The 16214-nt window shown below is 66.1% G+C and carries 14 protein-coding genes; 11 read left to right on the top strand and 3 right to left on the bottom strand.

From position 1 onward, the window contains the following. Positions 1-99: 99 nt before the first annotated feature. Together ACWGRX_RS05585 and ACWGRX_RS05580 are read right to left on the bottom strand one after the other, a co-directional pair. A complete protein-coding gene (locus tag ACWGRX_RS05585) occupies positions 100-1206 on the bottom strand; it encodes an NAD(P)/FAD-dependent oxidoreductase (protein WP_452116721.1) in 1107 nt (368 codons plus the stop codon). Positions 1207-1217: 11 nt separating this feature from the next. Beyond that, entirely contained in the window at positions 1218-2393 is a 1176-nt protein-coding gene (locus ACWGRX_RS05580; protein ID WP_291644787.1) for a M20 aminoacylase family protein, read from the bottom strand. Positions 2394-2616: 223 nt separating this feature from the next. Here ACWGRX_RS05580 and ACWGRX_RS05575 point away from each other — a divergent pair, with 223 nt between their 5' ends. Together ACWGRX_RS05575 and ACWGRX_RS05570 are read left to right on the top strand one after the other, a co-directional pair. Beyond that, the gene (locus ACWGRX_RS05575; RefSeq protein WP_291637302.1) at positions 2617-3012 is read left to right on the top strand and encodes a (R)-mandelonitrile lyase; all 396 of its coding nucleotides are present in this window, start codon (positions 2617-2619) and stop codon (positions 3010-3012) included. Positions 3013-3119: 107 nt separating this feature from the next. Then, a complete protein-coding gene (locus tag ACWGRX_RS05570; RefSeq protein ID WP_452116720.1) occupies positions 3120-3728 on the top strand; it encodes a hypothetical protein in 609 nt (202 codons plus the stop codon). A gap of 51 nt (positions 3729-3779) precedes the next feature. Here the strand turns inward: ACWGRX_RS05570 and ACWGRX_RS05565 are convergent, their stop codons facing one another. Then, a complete protein-coding gene (locus tag ACWGRX_RS05565) occupies positions 3780-4748 on the bottom strand; it encodes a threonine ammonia-lyase (protein WP_452116719.1) in 969 nt (322 codons plus the stop codon). Between the two features lie 228 nt (positions 4749-4976). Here ACWGRX_RS05565 and argE point away from each other — a divergent pair, with 228 nt between their 5' ends. From argE to ACWGRX_RS05520, 9 genes are all read left to right on the top strand, one after another. Then, on the top strand, positions 4977-6125 hold the full coding sequence (gene argE / locus ACWGRX_RS05560) for an acetylornithine deacetylase (protein WP_452116718.1): 1149 nt from the start codon (positions 4977-4979) through the stop codon (positions 6123-6125). Positions 6126-6363: 238 nt separating this feature from the next. Beyond that, entirely contained in the window at positions 6364-7950 is a 1587-nt protein-coding gene (locus ACWGRX_RS05555; protein WP_452116717.1) for an ABC transporter substrate-binding protein, read from the top strand. A 235-nt stretch (positions 7951-8185) separates the two neighbouring features. Beyond that, positions 8186-9166 (top strand): ABC transporter permease, encoded by a 981-nt coding sequence (locus ACWGRX_RS05550; protein ID WP_291637297.1) that lies wholly within the window; start codon positions 8186-8188, stop codon positions 9164-9166. Between the two features lie 17 nt (positions 9167-9183). Continuing rightward, positions 9184-10146, top strand: coding sequence for an ABC transporter permease (locus ACWGRX_RS05545; RefSeq protein WP_452116716.1), 963 nt, complete (start codon positions 9184-9186; stop codon positions 10144-10146). A gap of 158 nt (positions 10147-10304) precedes the next feature. Continuing rightward, the gene (locus ACWGRX_RS05540; RefSeq protein WP_452116715.1) at positions 10305-11906 is read left to right on the top strand and encodes an ABC transporter substrate-binding protein; all 1602 of its coding nucleotides are present in this window, start codon (positions 10305-10307) and stop codon (positions 11904-11906) included. Positions 11907-12078: 172 nt separating this feature from the next. Then, the gene (locus tag ACWGRX_RS05535) at positions 12079-13062 is read left to right on the top strand and encodes an ABC transporter permease (protein WP_452116714.1); all 984 of its coding nucleotides are present in this window, start codon (positions 12079-12081) and stop codon (positions 13060-13062) included. A gap of 7 nt (positions 13063-13069) precedes the next feature. Beyond that, positions 13070-14014, top strand: a complete 945-nt coding sequence (locus ACWGRX_RS05530) for an ABC transporter permease (protein ID WP_291637288.1) — start codon at positions 13070-13072, stop codon at positions 14012-14014. 44 nt (positions 14015-14058) lie between these two features. Beyond that, the gene (locus ACWGRX_RS05525) at positions 14059-15075 is read left to right on the top strand and encodes an ABC transporter ATP-binding protein (protein WP_291637286.1); all 1017 of its coding nucleotides are present in this window, start codon (positions 14059-14061) and stop codon (positions 15073-15075) included. Further along, positions 15072-16076: an ABC transporter ATP-binding protein gene (locus ACWGRX_RS05520; RefSeq protein ID WP_452116713.1), complete on the top strand. Its 1005-nt coding sequence runs from the start codon at positions 15072-15074 to the stop codon at positions 16074-16076. The genes ACWGRX_RS05525 and ACWGRX_RS05520 overlap by 4 nt, the downstream gene beginning before the upstream one ends. Positions 16077-16214 lie beyond the last annotated feature (138 nt).

Genomic DNA, 16214 nt, shown 5'->3' with positions numbered 1-16214 from the left:
CATGCTCGCCCTGGTGGCGAGCATCCACGTCTTGGACACCGCATTTGCCGAACGAAGACGTGGATGGTCGGGACAAGCCCGACCATGACGTGAACGGCGTCAGCTCGCCAGCCGCTCGACCACCATCTCGGCGATCGCCAGCGAACTCGTCAGTCCCGGGCTTTCGATGCCGAGCAGATTGACCAGCCCCGGCACGCCATGGATCGACGGTCCGTCGATGCGGAAATCCGGCATCGGCTCGCTCGGCCCGTGCAGCTTCGGCCTGATCCCGGCATAGTCGGCGACGAGCGCGCCATCGGGCAGGCCCGGCCAATAGGTCCGGATCGCCGCATAGAATTTCTCCGCTCGCGCGGGATCTACGACGAGGTCCTGGTCGTCGGCGACCCATTCGACATCGGGGCCGAACTTGACCCGGCCGGCCATGTCGATCGTCGCATGGATGCCGAGGCCGGCCGCTTCCGGAATCGGGTAGACCAGATGGCTGAAGGGCTGCTTGCCGAGCAGCGAGAAATAATTGCCCTTGGCGAAATACTGCGTCGGCACATGCTCCGCCGGGAAGCCTTCGAGCTTGCCGAGCAGGCGCGGCGCGCCATGGCCGGCCGCGTTGACCACGGTGTTCGCCGTGTATGTCGCCGGATCCTCGCCGCCGAAATCGACGCTGAAGCCATCGGCCTCGCGGCGCCAGGCCAGGATCGGCGTATTGAGCGCGAGCGAGCCGCCCGCCGCCTCGCATTCGCCGAGCAGCGAGAGCATCAGCGCATGGCTGTCGACGACGCCGGTTTCAGGCGAGAGCAGGGCGATTTCGCAGGTGACCTCGGGCTCCAGCGCCCTGGCCTCGGCGGCGTCGATCCAGCGCAGCGAGGCGACGCCGGAGGCTTCGGCGCGCGCCGCGATCGTCTCCAGCGCCGGGCGCTGGCCGGCATGGGTGCCGACGATCAGCTTGCCGCAGGCCTTGTGGGGCAGGCCGCGCTCGCGAAGGTAATCGTAGAGCAGCTTGCGGCCGTCGACGCAGACCTGCGCCTTCAGCGACCCCGGCGGGTAGTAGATCCCGGCATGGATGACCTCGCTGTTGCGGGCCGAGGTCTGGGTGCCGATGCCCTCGGCCGCCTCGGCGATCACGACCTCGCGGCCGGCGAGCGCAAGCGCGCGGGCCGTCGCGAGGCCGACGACGCCGGCCCCGATGACGAGACAGTCGATGTCGCTCATGCGATCCGTGCTCAGCCCGCCCGCTGCGGCATGGCGATCTCGACCAGGCTCGCCCAATAGGTCATGCCGACCGGCAGCGCCTTGTCGTTGAACTCATAGGCCGGGTGGTGCAGCCCGGCGGAGTCGCCATTGCCCATGAAGATATAGGCGCCGGGCCGCTCCTCGAGCATGAAGGAGAAATCCTCGGAGCCCATGGTCGGCGGCACCTCGGTGTCGATCGCCTCCTTGCCGAAGACGTTTTTCGTCGCGCTGGTGACGAAATCGGTCTGGCCGGCATGGTTGAAGGTCACCGGATAGCCGCGCTCATATTCGATCTCGAAGCTCAGGCCGAAAGCCTGGGCCGTGCCGGTGACGATCTCGCGGAAGCGCTTCTCGGCGAGGTCGCGCATCTCCGGCGAGAGCGAGCGCACCGTGCCCTTGATCACGACATGTTGCGGGATGACGTTGAAGGCCTCGCCGGCCTGCAGCGCCGTCACCGAGACGACCACGGAATCGAGCGGGTCGGCATTGCGCGAGGCGATGGTCTGCAGCGAGGAGACGAGCTGGCAGGCGCCGACCAGCGGGTCGACCGTCTCGTTCGGCTTGGCGGCATGGCCGCCGCGGCCCTCGAGCTTGAGCAGGAAGCGGTCGGCTGCGGCCATCATCGGCCCCTTGCGGATCGCGAACTGGCCGATCGGCAGGCCCGGCATGTTGTGCAGCCCGTAGACCTCCTGGACGCCGAAGCGCTCCATCAGCCCGTCCTTGCACATCTCCTTGCCGCCGCCGCCGCCTTCCTCGGCCGGCTGGAAGATCATGATGGCGGTGCCGTCGAAATCGCGGGTCTGCGCCAGGTATTTTGCGGCGCCGAGCAGCATGGCGGTATGGCCGTCATGGCCGCAGGCATGCATCTTGCCGGGCACGGTCGAGCGGTGCTCGAGATTGGTTTCCTCATGGATCGGCAGCGCATCCATGTCGGCGCGCAGGCCGATAACCTTGCCGGAGCCCTGGCCCTTGCCCTTGATCACGCCGACGACGCCGGTACGCCCGATGCCGGTGACGACCTCGTCGACCCCCCATTCCCGGAGCTTGTCGGCGACGATGCCGGCGGTGCGGTTCACATCGAAGAGCAGCTCGGGATGGCGATGGAAATCGCGACGGATCGCCGTGATCTCGGGCTCGATCGCCGCGATGAGTTCGGATTTGGGCATCGTATCCTCGGGCCGTTGGCGGCAACTTCACAGAAATCGGGTTGCCTGATGCGGCAAGCTAGCGCGAGCGGGCGCACCCTGTCCAAGCCGATTGCGGCATGAGGGGGAAGAAGCGCGCGAATGGCGCCACCACGCAATCCGCTTGATCCCGGCGGCCGTCGGTCCTTGGATGTCCGGCCTGTCGGGGCGCTCGCGAGAGGCGCCGCGAATTAGCGAGGACGTCATGGAAATCAAGCGAAGCGGATCGCAGCCCTCGGGCAAGGGGCCGGCGGAATACTTCACCGGCCAGGTCCGGATCGACCCGTTGTTCAATCCGCCGGATCCCGCGCGCATCGCCACCGCGCACGTCACCTTCGAGCCGGGCGCGCGCACGGCCTGGCACACGCACCCGCTCGGCCAGACCTTGATCGTCACCGCCGGCTGCGGCTGGGCTCAGCGCGAAGGCGGGCCGGTCGAGGAGATCAGGGCCGGCGATGTGGTCTGGTTCCCGCCCGGCGAAAGGCATTGGCACGGCGCCACTGCGGCGACCGCGATGAGCCATATCGCCCTGCAGGAGCGCCTCGACGGCGAGACCGTCAAATGGCTGGATCACGTTACGGAAGAGCAGTATCGTCGCTGAGTTCGGGGGGGCTTCCGAGCTTTCGGCAGGCGCTTTCGAGAGGATGGAACGTGCGTCGGTTTCGTGCGTTCCGGCTGAATAGCCATCGCTTTGAATGGGAGGCCGCCATGCGCCGCCTGATCGTTCTCGCCGCTTCTTTAGTGTTTTTTTCGAGCTTCATGGCCGATGACGCACCGGCACAGGCCCTGAGCGACAGGGCGGTCCATGGCGGCGGCGTGCGAGGCGGCGGTTTCGGCTATGGTGGCCGCGGCTTCGCCGGAGCGGGTTTCGGAGGTTATCGGGGGGCTGTCTATCGCGGTGGCGGCTTCTATCGGGGTGGGGTCGGCTGGGGCTATCGGCCGGCCCGCGGGTATGGCGGCGGCTATTATGGCCGGCCCGCCTATTGGCGCCGCGGCTACTACAACAATTACTGGGGCTGGGGCGCCGGGGCGCTGGCTGCCGGGGCGCTCATCGGCGCCGCCGCGACCTATCCCTATTATGGCTCGTCCTACTACTACGACACGCCCGGCTACTATGGCGGCGACTATTACGGCGGGCCCTATTATGCGCGGCCCTATTACGCTGCGCCGGTCTATGCAGCGCCGATCTCGTCAGGGATCGGCGGCTATTGCCGGACGCCGGTCCGGACCTGCCAGCTGATCAACCCAGCTGAACTCGGCGGCGGGTGCTCCTGCCGTGTCGCTGGCGGGCGGGCCCGCGGCGTCCTCGTTCCCTGACGATCGTGCAGGGAGCACGACGAGCGCCTGGGCTTTCGGCTTTCAGTCGTTTCACAGCCCGAACTGCTGGCGCCAGCTCTCGATGTCCTCCAGCGCGACATTGGAGCCGCACAGGACCAGCGCGACACGATCGCCCGGCTTGAAGCTGTCCTTGCGCGCCAGCGCCGCCGCAACCGTGCAGGAGGCGGCCGGCTCGAGCAGGACGCGGCCGTTCTGCAGCACCCAGAGCAATTCGCGCACGGCGTCGGCATCCGGCACCAGCACGATCTCCTCGAGGAAATCCCGGGCCGCGGCCATGGTCCGCTCGGTGGCGAAGGGAGCGCCGAGCGTGCGGGCGATCGAGGTCGGGCGGATCGGCACCGGCTTTCCGGCTGCGAGCGCCTGCGTCATCGTCGTCGCGCCCTCGGTTTCGACGCCGTGGATGCGCACCGCAGGGTCGAGCCCCTTCAGCGCCGCCCCGACACCGGCCGAGAAGCCGCCGCCGCCGATCGAGATGAAGACATGGTCGAGGCGGCCGCCGGCATCCGCCGCGAGTTCGAGGCCGACCGTGCCATGGCCCGCGATGATCGCAGGGTCGTCATAGGAATGGACATTGGTCATGCCCTTGGCTTCGTATTCCTCGGCCTTGGCGAAGGCGGCGATCGAATCCTCGCAGAGCTCGACCTCGCCGCCCGCTTCCTTGGTCAGGCGGATGTTCAGCGGCGCGACGTTCTTCGGCATCAGCACCAGCGCCTTGATGCCGAGCAGGCTCGACACCAGCGAGACGGCGATAGCGTGGTTGCCGCCGGAGACGGTGACGACGCCGCGGGCCTTTTCCGCCTCCGAGAGGCCGAGCAGCTTGTTGTAGCAGCCGCGCACCTTGAACGAGCCGGCGAGCTGCAGGCTCTCGACCTTGACCACGGTCTCGACGCCGAGCCGCTCGGACAGGCCGGCGCTGAGGAAGGTCGGCGTCCGCCTGACCTTGCCGGCGATGCGGCTGGCGGCGGCCTGGATGTCGGCGAGGGTGACGTCGAAGGACATGGCGGACTCACGAGAGGACGTTGCTCGGTCGGCACAACAGCGCGCCGGGCCCGGCCGGGTCAAGCGCGGAGCGCGCATGGCCATGGCATTTCGGGCGGTGCCGGAGGGCGGCCGTCATGCGTTCGCACGGGCGCCGGCGAGCCATTGCCGGCAATTGACCTTGCGCGGTGCCGGCGTAGCCTGCCTCTCAGCTCATGCCTGTCGGCCAGTCCCTGGAGAAATCTGCCCGTGCGTTACACCCCGAAGGAAATGCTGGCCAAGCTGGTCTCGTTCAACACCGAATCGCAGCGCAGCAATGTCGAACTGATCCATTTCTGCCGCGACTACCTTGCGGCCCATGGTGTCGAGAGCTCGATCGTGCCGAGCCCCGACGGCTTCAAGGCCAATCTCTACGCCACCATCGGCCCCAAGGCGGATGGCGGCGTCGTCCTTTCCGGTCATACCGATGTCGTCCCTGTCGAGGGGCAGGATTGGAGTTCGGACCCGTGGACGCTGACCGAGCGCGACGGCAAGCTCTATGGACGCGGCAGCTGCGATATGAAGGGCTTCGACGCCATCGCGCTCGCTCTGGTGCCGGAGATGCTGGCCGCCGGGCTGAAGCGGCCCGTCCATATCGCCCTGTCCTATGACGAGGAGGTCGGCTGCATCGGCGCCCGCTATCTGATCGACGCCATGGCGGCCGCCGGGGTCAAGCCTTCGGCGGTGATCGTCGGCGAGCCCTCGATGATGCAGGTCGTCACCGGCCACAAGGGTGGCACCCGGATGAAGACCACGGTGCGCGGCCATGCCGTGCATTCCAGCCGCGTCGATATCGGCGTGCCCGCCGTGATGGTCGCCGGCAAGCTGATCGCCTGGCATGACGAGGTCATGGAGGAGAACAAGGCCAAGGTGCAGCCGGGCGTTCCCTTCGAGCCGCCTTACTCGACGCTGCATGTCGGCGTCGTTGAGGGCGGCACGGCGGTCAACATCACCGCCGAGCATTGCGCCTTCAGCCACGAGGTCCGCGTCATGCCGGGCGACGACAGCGATTATGTCGCCCGCTATCGCGCGAGGATGGCCGAGCTCGAGGCGCCGATGAAGGCGATCGCGCCGGAGACCGGCATCGCCATGGAGATCACCTCCTACACGCCGCCGCTCGCGCCGGAGAAGGAGGGAGCCGCCGAAGGGCTGGCGCGTCGCCTCACCGGCGACAATGGCAGCCATGTCGTGGCCTATGGCACCGAGGGCGGGCTGTTCCAGGCGGCGGGCTGGTCGACCGTGGTCTGCGGCCCCGGCGACATCGCCCAGGCACACCAGCCGGACGAGTTCATTACCGTCGCCCAGCTCGACGCCGGAACCGCGTTCGTTCGTGCGCTGATCGCGGATCTGGCCCGCTGAGAACGCAAGGCGAGGCGCGTTTGTGCGGGAAAGTGATCGCGGGCTCGCACGAACGTGCGTTGCGAAGTTTCGTTTCGCAATAAAGTTCGATCCGGGACGAAGCGTGCGGCGCACACTGGACGCGGGCTTCGAAGCACCTCTAATCTGCCGTCTTCCTCGGATCGTCGCCAGTCTGTGCGGCGATCCGGGTCCCGCTCCTGGGGAGGAGCGGTAACAACAAATCGGGAGAACGCGCTTCATGTCCTTCAAGACCCATTGCCTGGCGGCCGTAGCGGCGCTGGCTCTGATGTGCGGTACGGCTCAGGCGCAGACGCTGCGCTATGCCAACCAGGGCGAGTTGAAGTCGCTCGACCCGTATACCGTCAACGAGACCACCACAAACGCCCATCTCGGTCACCCCTATGAAGGGCTGACGGCGCGCGGCAAGGATCTCAAGATCGAGCCCGCCCTTGCCGAAAAGTGGGAGATCTCCCCCGACGGCCTGAAGTGGCGCTTCTATCTGCGCAAGAACGTCAAGTTCCATGGCGGCGAGGATTTCACCGCCGATGACGTGATCTTCTCGGCCGAGCGCGTCCGCTCGCAGGGTTCCAACTTCACCACCCGCGTCCCGACCAGCGCCAAGTTCGTCAAGGTCGACGACCACACCGTCGACATCATCCTGACTGCGCCGAATCCGATCCTGAACGCGCAGTGGGATACCTGGTACATCATGTCGAAGAAGTGGGCGGAGGCGAACAACGCCGTCGCCCCGACGCCGGCCGCCGCGACCACGCCGAGCCATGCCTCGCTGAACGCCAACGGCACCGGCCCCTACAAGATCGAGAGCCACCAGCCGGGCGTGAAGACCGTCTTCAAGCTCAACGAGAACTACTGGAAGAAGATCGAGGGCAACATCAAGGAGATCGTCTTCACGCCGATCGCCTCGGATGCGACGCGCGTCGCGGCCCTGCTCTCCGGCGAGGTCGACGTGATCGAGCCGGTTCCGATCCAGGACATCCAGCGCGTCAACGCCTCGGGCAACGCCCAGGTCCTGACCGGGCCGGAGCTGCGCACCATCTTCCTCGGCATGGACCAGACCCGTGACGAGCTGCTGGAATCCAGCGTCAAGGGCAAGAATCCCTTCAAGGATGTCCGCGTCCGCCAGGCCTTCTTCCAGGCGATCGACATCGAGACGATCAAGAGCCGCGTCATGCGTGGTCTCTCGACGCCCTCGGCCCTGATGATCGCGCCGGAGCTGTTCCCGCATGCCGGCTTCACCCGCGCCAAGTTCGACACCGAAGCCTCGAAGAAGCTCTTGGCCGAAGCCGGCTATCCGAACGGCTTCGAGGTCGGCATGGACTGCCCGAACGACCGCTACGTCAATGACGGCCAGATCTGCCAGGCGGTAGTCGGCATGCTGGCGCGCGCCGGCATCAAGGTGAACCTGAATGCCCAGCCCAAGGGCCAGTACTTCGCCAAGGTGCTGAAGTCCGGCGGCTACAAGACCTCGTTCTACCTGCTCGGCTGGACGCCCGGCACCTTCGACAGCCACAACGTCCTGCACGACATCATCGGCTGCCGCGATGTCGCCGGCTCCTCGCGCGGCGAGTCGAATCTCGGCAATTACTGCAACAAGAAGGTCGACGAGCTGACCGACAAGATCCTTGTCGAGTCCGACACCGCCAAGCGCGATGCGATGATCAAGGAAGCCTACAAGATCTCGGTCGACGAGTTCGGCTACATCCCGCTGCACCAGCAGGCTTTGGCCTGGGGCGTGTCGAAGAAGGTGAAGCTCACCCAGCGCGCCGACAATTCGGTGCTGCTCTATTACGCCACCAAGGAGTGACGGCGCGCGGTGCGCGGCCTAGGCCGCGCACCGTTCTTCCCGTCGACTCACCCGCGCCGTCATCCGGACAAGCGGCGTAGCCGTGTAGCTCAGGGATCGATCGGGGGCGTTGCGCTCCACGATGGAGCCCGGATTGCGGCTTTGCTATTTCCGGGGTGACGACGCGTATCGGTGACGGAGAGCTATCCGGCTCGCCGGTACCGACGGGTTTCGCGTTTAAAGAACCAAGGCGATCATGCTCGCATTCATTCTGCGTCGGTTGTTCCAGTCGCTTCTCGTCATGCTGGCGGTGGCGCTGATCGCCTTCGCCATGTTCCGCTTCGTCGGCGACCCGGTGAACCAGCTCGTCTCGCTCGATACGCCCCAGGAGCAGGTCGCGCAGATCCGCAAATCGCTCGGGCTAGACGAGCCGGTCGTCGTCCAGTTCGCGCGCTATATCTACAATGCGGCGCGGCTCGAATTCGGTGTCTCCTACCAGTTCCGCCTGCCGGTGATCATGCTGCTCGGCGAGCGCGCCCCGGCGACGCTGGAGCTCGCCTTCATGTCGGCGCTGTTCTCGCTGCTCGTCGGCATACCCATGGGCGTCTACACGGCGCTGCGCCGCGACAGCTGGCTCGCCAAGCTGTTCCAGGCCGTCTCGCTCATCGGCATCAGCCTGCCGACCTTCCTGATCGGCATCCTTCTGATCTACCTGTTCTCGGTGACGCTCGGCTGGCTGCCCTCCTTCGGGCGCGGCGAGGTCGTCAAGATCGGCAACTGGTGGACCACCGGCCTGCTCACGGCCTCGGGCTGGAAGGCGCTGATCCTGCCTTCGATCACGCTCGGCCTGTTCCAGATGACGCTGATCATGCGCCTCGTCCGGGCCGAGATGCTGGAGGTGCTGCGCACCGACTACATCAAATTCGCCCGGGCGCGCGGCCTCAAGACCCGTGCCATCCATTTCGGTCACGCCCTGAAGAACACCTTGGTCCCGGTCATCACCATCGCCGGCCTTCAGCTCGGCTCGATCATCGCCTTCGCCATCATCACCGAGACGGTGTTCCAGTGGCCGGGCATGGGCTTGCTCTTCCTGAAGGCGGTTCAGCAGGTCGATATCCCGATCATGGCGGCCTACCTGATCCTGATCTCGTTCCTCTTCGTCACCATCAACCTGATCGTCGACCTGCTCTACGCCGCGGTCGACCCGCGCCTGCGCGCGACGGTCGGCGCGCATTGAAGGCGGGAGACAAAGCCATGGCCGCCCAGACTCCGTCCTCGACCCCCGCCGCCCCGTCGAGCGAGCCGCCCTCGCTCTGGGCCCGCATCCTCGACAGCGACATCCTCGCCAGCTTCCTGCGCTCCAAGGTGACGATGGTCGCCGCGGTGATCGTGCTCGTCATGTTCATCGGCGCCGCCTTCTCGCCCTGGATCGCGCCGACCAACCCCTTCGACCCGGCCACGGTCTTCCTGTCCGATGCCAATATCCCGCCGGCCTGGCAGGCCGGTGGCGATCCGAAGTTCATCTTCGGCACCGACGACCAGGGCCGGGATCTCTATTCGGCGATCCTCTACGGGCTGCGCGTCTCGCTGATCGTCGGAGGCCTCGGCGTGGCGCTGGCGGCGACGATCGGCATCACGCTCGGCCTGCTCGCCGGCTATTTCGGTGGCCGGGTCGACTCGCTGATCATGCGCATCGCCGACGTGCAGCTCACCTTCCCGGCGATCCTGATCGCCCTGTTGATCGACGGCGTCGTGCGCGGCACCTTTCAGGGCGCCAACCGCGAGGACACGGCGCTCTATGTGCTGGTGATCTCGATCGGCCTCAGCTTCTGGGTCCAGTACGCCCGGACGATCCGCGGCTCGACCCTGGTCGAACGCAACAAGGACTATGTCCAGGCGGCACGGCTGGTCGGGCTGCCGGCGCCGCTGATCATGCTGCGCCATGTCTTGCCGAACGTGATCGGCCCGGTGCTGGTCATCCTCACCATCAATCTCGCGCTTGCCGTGATCACCGAGGCCACCCTGTCCTTCCTCGGCGTCGGCCTGCCGCCGACCCAGCCCTCGCTGGGTACGCTGATCTCGATCGGCAACCGCTACCTGTTCTCGGGCGACTGGTGGATCGTCGCCTTTCCGGGCCTGACGCTGGCGATCCTGGTGCTCGCCGTGAACCTGCTCGGCGACTGGCTGCGCGATGCCCTCAATCCGAGGCTGCGATGAGGGGAAACCTCCTGCGCGCGGCAGCTGCGAGAGCAGAAAATGTCACGTTCCGCCATGTGCTACGCGCAGATTAGACCCGTGACAGACAAGGGGCTCAGCCCTAACATCTCGCCCTTCACCGGCCTTGGAGCAGGGCCGCGACCGGGAGGTTCTCTACGATGAAACCGCGTATGTTTGCCGTCGCTGCCGCACTGATCGGGGTCTCGGCGCTGGCGCTCGGTGCCGCCGAGGCGAGGCCGCTGAAATGGGCCTCGGCCGGCGATGCCCTGACCATCGATCCGCATGGCCAGAACGAGGGCCTGACCACCACGGTCAACCAGCAGATGTATGAAGGCCTGACCGAGCGCGACCATGCCGGCAAGCTGCATCCGTTGCTGGCCTCGTCCTGGAAGGTTCTGCCGGACGATCCGACGACCTGGGAGTTCAAGTTGCAGGAGGGCGTCAAGTTCCATGACGGCACGCCCTTCACCGCCGACGACGTGGTGTTCTCCTATGAGCGCGCCATGCAGCCGACCTCGGACTTCAAGGGCTACCTGACCTCAGTCGAGAAGGTCACGAAGGTCGACGACTTCACCGTCCGTATCAAGACCAAGGGGCCGAACCCGCTCCTGGTTAACAACACCTCCGCCATCCGCATCATGAGCAAGGCCTGGGCGGAGAAGAACAACGCCACCAAGGCGCAGGACTTCAAGAACAAGGAAGAGAATTACGCCGTCCGCAACGCCAACGGCACCGGCCCCTTCATCCTCGTCTCGCGTGAATCCGACGTGAAGACGGTGATGAAGCGCAACGATAATTACTGGGCCAAGGCGAAGGTGCCGCTCGAGATCACCGAGCTCACCTATGTCCCGATCAAGCAGGATGCGACGCGCATCGCGGCGCTGCTCTCGGGCGAGGTCGACCTCGTCCAGGACGTGCCGGTGCAGGACATCGCCCGGCTGAAGAGCCAGCCCAAGGTCCGCGTCACCACCGGACCCGAGAACCGCACCATCTTCTTCGGCATGGACGTCGCGTCGAAGGACCTGAAGGGCGACAATGTCGAGGGCAAGAACCCCTTCGCCGACAAGCGCGTCCGCCAGGCGATGAACATGGCGCTCAACCGCCAGGCCATCCAGCGCGTCGTGATGCGCGGTGAATCGATCCCGACCGGCATCATCCTGCCGCCCTTCGCCAATGGCTGGACCAAGGAGCTCGACGCTGCGCCGGCGACCGATGTCGCCAAGGCCAAGGCGCTGCTCGCCGAGGCCGGCTACCCCAATGGTTTCTCGGTGACGCTGCATTGCCCGAACGATCGCTACATCAATGATGAGGGCATCTGCCAGGCGGCCGTCGGCATGTTCGGCCAGATCGGCGTCAAGGTGAACCTGGTCTCGCAGTCAAAGTCGATCCACTTCAACCTGATCCAGAAGAACCCGCCGGAGACCGAGTTCTACCTCGTCGGCTGGGGCGTTCCGACCTTCGACAGCGACTATGTGTTCTCCTACATGTACCATAGCCGCACCGGCTCGCAGGGCAGCTGGAACGCGACCGGCTATTCCGACAAGGAGATCGATGCGCAGATCCAGTCGCTCTCCAAGGAGATCGACATCGCCAAGCGCGACGCCGCCATCGCCAAGATCTGGGCGAAGGTGAAGGACGAGACGATCTACCTGCCGATCCACCATCAGACGCTCAGCTACGGCATGAACTCGACGGTGGACGTGCCCGTCGACGTTCAGAACCAGCCCAAGCTGAAGATGGTCTCGTTCAAGGGCTCGTAGCGGTCTGGGAGGAGGATTTGTGAACCCTTGCCGTCGTCCCGGAGAAGCGGCGGAGCCGCGCAGCTCCGAGGTCCATCGTAGAACGGAACGCTCTATGGCGGATCTCGGCGCCTCGGCCGGGATGACGGCGCGAAACCTTGGTTTTCCTCCGGTGTTTGGAAAGTAAGGCGCTATGCTCGCCTATATCCTGCGCTCGCTGATGCAGGGGCTGGTGGTGATGGTTGCCGTCGCCTTCATCGCCTTCTCGATGTTCCGCTTCGTCGGCGACCCCGTGGTCAACATGCTCGGCCAGGAGGCGACGCTGCAGGACCGCGCCGAGCTGACGCAGCGCCTCGGCCTCAACGATCCCGTGCCCGTGCAGTTCGCCCGCTTCATCGCCGATGCGGCGCAGGGCGATTTCGGCATCTCCTATCGCCAGGGCCGCAAAGTCTCCTCGCTGATCGTCGAGCGCCTGCCGGCGACGGTCGAGCTCGCCGTGCTCTCGGCGATCTTCGCCTTCGTGGTCGGCATCGCCTTCGGCGTCTATGCCGCGATCCGCCGCGACGGCTGGATCGCCAACCTCGTCATGTCGATCTCGCTGATCGGTGTTTCCCTGCCGACCTTCCTGATCGGCATCGGCCTGATCTACATCTTCGCGGTCGAGCTGCGCTGGCTGCCCTCCTTCGGCCGTGGCGACACCGTGCAGATCGGCTGGTGGTCGACCGGGCTTCTGACCACGAGCGGCCTGAAGTCGCTGGTCATGCCGGTGCTGACGCTGGGCTTCCTGCAGCTCACCTTGATCATGCGGCTCGTCCGCTCCGAGATGCTCGAGGTGATGCGGGCGGATTTCATCCGCTTCGCCCGGGCCCGCGGCATTCCCGAACGCCGCATCGAGTTCCGCCACGCCCTGCGCAACACCATGATCCCGGTGATCACCATCGCCGGCCTCCAGCTCGGCGGGGTCATCGCCTTCGCCATCGTTACCGAGACGGTGTTCCAGTGGCCGGGGCTCGGCGCGCTCTTCGTCAACGCCGTGCAGTTCGTCGACGTGCCGGTGATGTCGGCCTATCTGCTCTTCGTCGCCTTCGTCTTCGTGGTGACTTCGCTCCTGGTCGATCTGGTCTATGTCGCCCTCGACCCGCGTCTGCGGTCGGGCTCCGCGGTTCCGTCGAAGTGAGGCGGCGATGAGCGACGAACATCTGCCAGTGATCCCGCCTAGCCGCCTCGCCCGGTTCTGGGATTCCGATCTGGCCTATTCCTTCCGCTCCTCGCCGGTCACGGTGGTGGCGAGCATCATGGCGCTCCTGCTCGTGCTGGCCGCGATCTTCGCGCCGCTGATCGCGCCTTATGATCCGTTCGATCCGGCCTCGCTCGACCTCTCCGACGGGTTCTCGCGGCCGATGCAGCCCAACGAGATCACCGGCAAGGTGTTCTGGCTCGGCTCGGACGGCCAGGGGCGCGACATCTTCTCGGCCATTCTCTATGGCTCGCGTGTTTCGCTGCTGGTCGGGGCGGCCTCGGTCGTCTTCTCGCTGATCATCGGAGTCGGCCTCGGCCTGGTCGCCGGCTATGTCGGCGGCCGCACCGAGGCGCTGATCATGCGCATCGCCGACATCCAGCTCTCCTTCCCGGCGATCCTGGTGGCATTGCTGGTCTTCGGTGTGGCACGTGGGCTGATCCCGCCGGCAGCGCAGGAACAAGCGACGCTGTTCGTCCTCGTCATCGCTATCGGTCTCGCCAACTGGGCGCAATATGCCCGCACAGTGCGCGGCTCGACTCTGGTCGAGAAGAACAAGGTCTATGTCGATGCGGCGCGCCTGATCGGGCTGAAGGCCTGGCCGGTGATGCTGAAGCACGTCCTGCCCAATGTCGCCGGCCCGGTGCTGGTCATCGCCACGATCAATCTCGCGCTCGCGGTGATCGAGGAGGCGACCCTGTCCTTCCTCGGCGTCGGCATGCCGCCGACCCAGCCCTCGCTCGGCACGCTGATCCGCTTCGGCCAGCAATTCCTGTTCTCGGGCGAGTGGTGGATCCTGCTGTTCCCCTCGCTCGTCCTGATCCTGCTCGCACTGTCGATCAACCTGTTCGGCGACTGGCTGCGCGACGCGCTCAATCCGAAGCTGAGGTAAGAGATGAACCGCCCCCCAATTCTGTCCAGGCCTTCGGAGCAGCGATGACCCAGCCCGTCATTTCGGTGAACGAACTGACCGTCGAGTTCGTGACGCGGCGCGGCACCCTGCGCGCCCTCGACAAGGTGTCGTTCGACGTCGCCCGCGGTGAGGTGCTCGGCGTGGTCGGCGAATCCGGTGCCGGCAAGTCGGTGACCGGATCGGCCATCATCGGTCTGATCGATCCGCCCGGCCGGATCGCCGGCGGACAGGTCCTGCTCTCGGGCGAGCGTGTCGACAATCTTCCGCCGGATGCTATGCGCAAGATCCGCGGCAAGCGCATCGGCATGATCTTCCAGGATCCGCTGACCAGCCTCAACCCGCTCTACCGGGTCGGCGAGCAATTGATCGAGACGATCCAGACCCATACCGATCTCAATGCCGCCGACGCCCGCAAACGCGCCATCGCCTTGCTCGACGAGGTCGGCATTCCCGCGCCCGACAAGCGCATCGACGGCTATCCGCACGAATTCTCGGGCGGCATGCGCCAGCGCGTCGTGATCGCGCTCGCCCTCTGCGCCGAACCCGAGTTCATCATCGCCGACGAGCCGACGACGGCGCTCGACGTCTCCGTCCAGGCCCAGATCATCGCCCTGATCAAGCGGCTCTGTCAGGAGCGCGGCACCTCGGTGATGCTCGTCACCCACGATATGGGCGTGATCGCCGAGACTGCCGACCGCGTGGCGGTGATGTATGCCGGCCGCGTCGCCGAGATCGGTCCGGTCCGCGACGTGGTCAAGCAGCCGCTCCACCCCTATGCCGTCGGGCTGATGGGCGCGATCCCCTCGATCGAGGGCGATGCCGAGCGGCTCGTCCAGATTCCCGGCTCGATGCCGCGCCTTTCCAACATCCCCAAGGGCTGCGCCTTCAACCCGCGCTGCTCGAAGGCCTTCGACCGCTGTTTCGTCGAGCGGCCGGAGCTGATCGATGTCGGCGGCCGTCAGGTCGCCTGCCACCTCTACGACCAGTCGAAGGCGCCGAACGGCCAGAACCCGACTGACAAAGCGGAGATCGCCGCGTGACCCAGGACGTCTCTTCGGCCCCTTATGTCCAGGTCCGTGACCTGAAGCGCGTCTTCGACGTTTCCAAACCCTGGCTCAACCGGGTGATCGAAAGCGCCCCGAAGCAATATCTCAAGGCGGTCGACGGCGTGTCCTTCGATATCCGCAAGGGCGAGACCTTCGCGCTCGTCGGCGAGTCCGGCTCGGGCAAGTCGACCGTGGCGCGCATGGTCGTCGGCCTGCTGCCGCCCTCCGGCGGCACCGTCTCGATCGACGGCGTCTCTATGACCGATCCTGCCGCCGCCCAGGAACGCCAGCGCCTGCGCCGCCGTATCCAGATGATCTTCCAGGATCCTTATGCCTCGCTGAACCCGCGCTGGCGTGTCGGCAGGATCATCGCGGAGCCGATCCGTGCCTTCGACCTGATCCAGGGGGATCGCGAGATCGAGGGCCGCGTCGGCGAGTTGCTCAGCCTGGTCGGTCTGCATCCGGACGACGGCAAGAAGTTCCCGCATGAATTCTCCGGCGGCCAGCGCCAGCGCATCGCGATCGCCCGCGCGCTCGCCTCCAATGCCGAATTCATCGTCTGCGACGAGCCGACCTCGGCACTCGACGTCTCCGTGCAGGCGCAGATCCTCAACCTGATGCGCGATCTGCAGCAGAAATTCGGGCTGACCTATCTCTTCATCTCGCACAATCTCGCCGTCGTGCGGCACATGGCGACGCGGATCGGCGTGATGTATCTCGGCCGCCTCGTCGAGGTCTCCGAGGGCAAGCAGCTCTTCACCGCACCGCGCCATCCCTACACGAAGATGCTGCTCGATGCGGTGCCGGATCTCGCCATGGTCGGCAAGCCGCGCGAAGGCGTGAAGGGCGAGATCCCGAACCCGATCAGCCCGCCTTCGGGCTGCACCTTCCACCCACGCTGCCCGCTGGTCTTCGACCGCTGCCGTATCGAGAATCCGCCGGCTATCGACGGCGTCGCCTGTCATGCGGTGAACCGGGGCCGGGAAGCGGCTTAAGGGCCTTCCGAAGACGCCGTCTTTCCGGGGCGCCGCGCAGCGGTCAGCCCGGAACCCATGAACACGCGGCTATTCGAGATGGCTCCGCGATCCCGGCGCGTTCTTCCGTGTTGCGGTGTTCCCGGGTTCCGGGCCCAG

Source organism: Allobosea sp. NPDC055594 (genome assembly GCF_053618995.1).
Note: the sequence above shows the minus strand (reverse complement) of the source record. Positions and strands in the feature narration are given on the sequence as shown.

Coding starts and splice junctions, on each gene's coding strand:
- ACWGRX_RS05585 (WP_452116721.1), bottom strand. CDS start 1,206: ATGAGCGACATCGACTGTCTCGTCATCGGGGCCGGCGTCGTCGGCCTC.
- ACWGRX_RS05580 (WP_291644787.1), bottom strand. CDS start 2,393: ATGCCCAAATCCGAACTCATCGCGGCGATCGAGCCCGAGATCACGGCG.
- ACWGRX_RS05575 (WP_291637302.1), top strand. CDS start 2,617: ATGGAAATCAAGCGAAGCGGATCGCAGCCCTCGGGCAAGGGGCCGGCG.
- ACWGRX_RS05570 (WP_452116720.1), top strand. CDS start 3,120: ATGCGCCGCCTGATCGTTCTCGCCGCTTCTTTAGTGTTTTTTTCGAGC.
- ACWGRX_RS05565 (WP_452116719.1), bottom strand. CDS start 4,748: ATGTCCTTCGACGTCACCCTCGCCGACATCCAGGCCGCCGCCAGCCGC.
- ACWGRX_RS05555 (WP_452116717.1), top strand. CDS start 6,364: ATGTCCTTCAAGACCCATTGCCTGGCGGCCGTAGCGGCGCTGGCTCTG.
- ACWGRX_RS05550 (WP_291637297.1), top strand. CDS start 8,186: ATGCTCGCATTCATTCTGCGTCGGTTGTTCCAGTCGCTTCTCGTCATG.
- ACWGRX_RS05545 (WP_452116716.1), top strand. CDS start 9,184: ATGGCCGCCCAGACTCCGTCCTCGACCCCCGCCGCCCCGTCGAGCGAG.
- ACWGRX_RS05540 (WP_452116715.1), top strand. CDS start 10,305: ATGAAACCGCGTATGTTTGCCGTCGCTGCCGCACTGATCGGGGTCTCG.
- ACWGRX_RS05535 (WP_452116714.1), top strand. CDS start 12,079: ATGCTCGCCTATATCCTGCGCTCGCTGATGCAGGGGCTGGTGGTGATG.
- ACWGRX_RS05530 (WP_291637288.1), top strand. CDS start 13,070: ATGAGCGACGAACATCTGCCAGTGATCCCGCCTAGCCGCCTCGCCCGG.
- ACWGRX_RS05525 (WP_291637286.1), top strand. CDS start 14,059: ATGACCCAGCCCGTCATTTCGGTGAACGAACTGACCGTCGAGTTCGTG.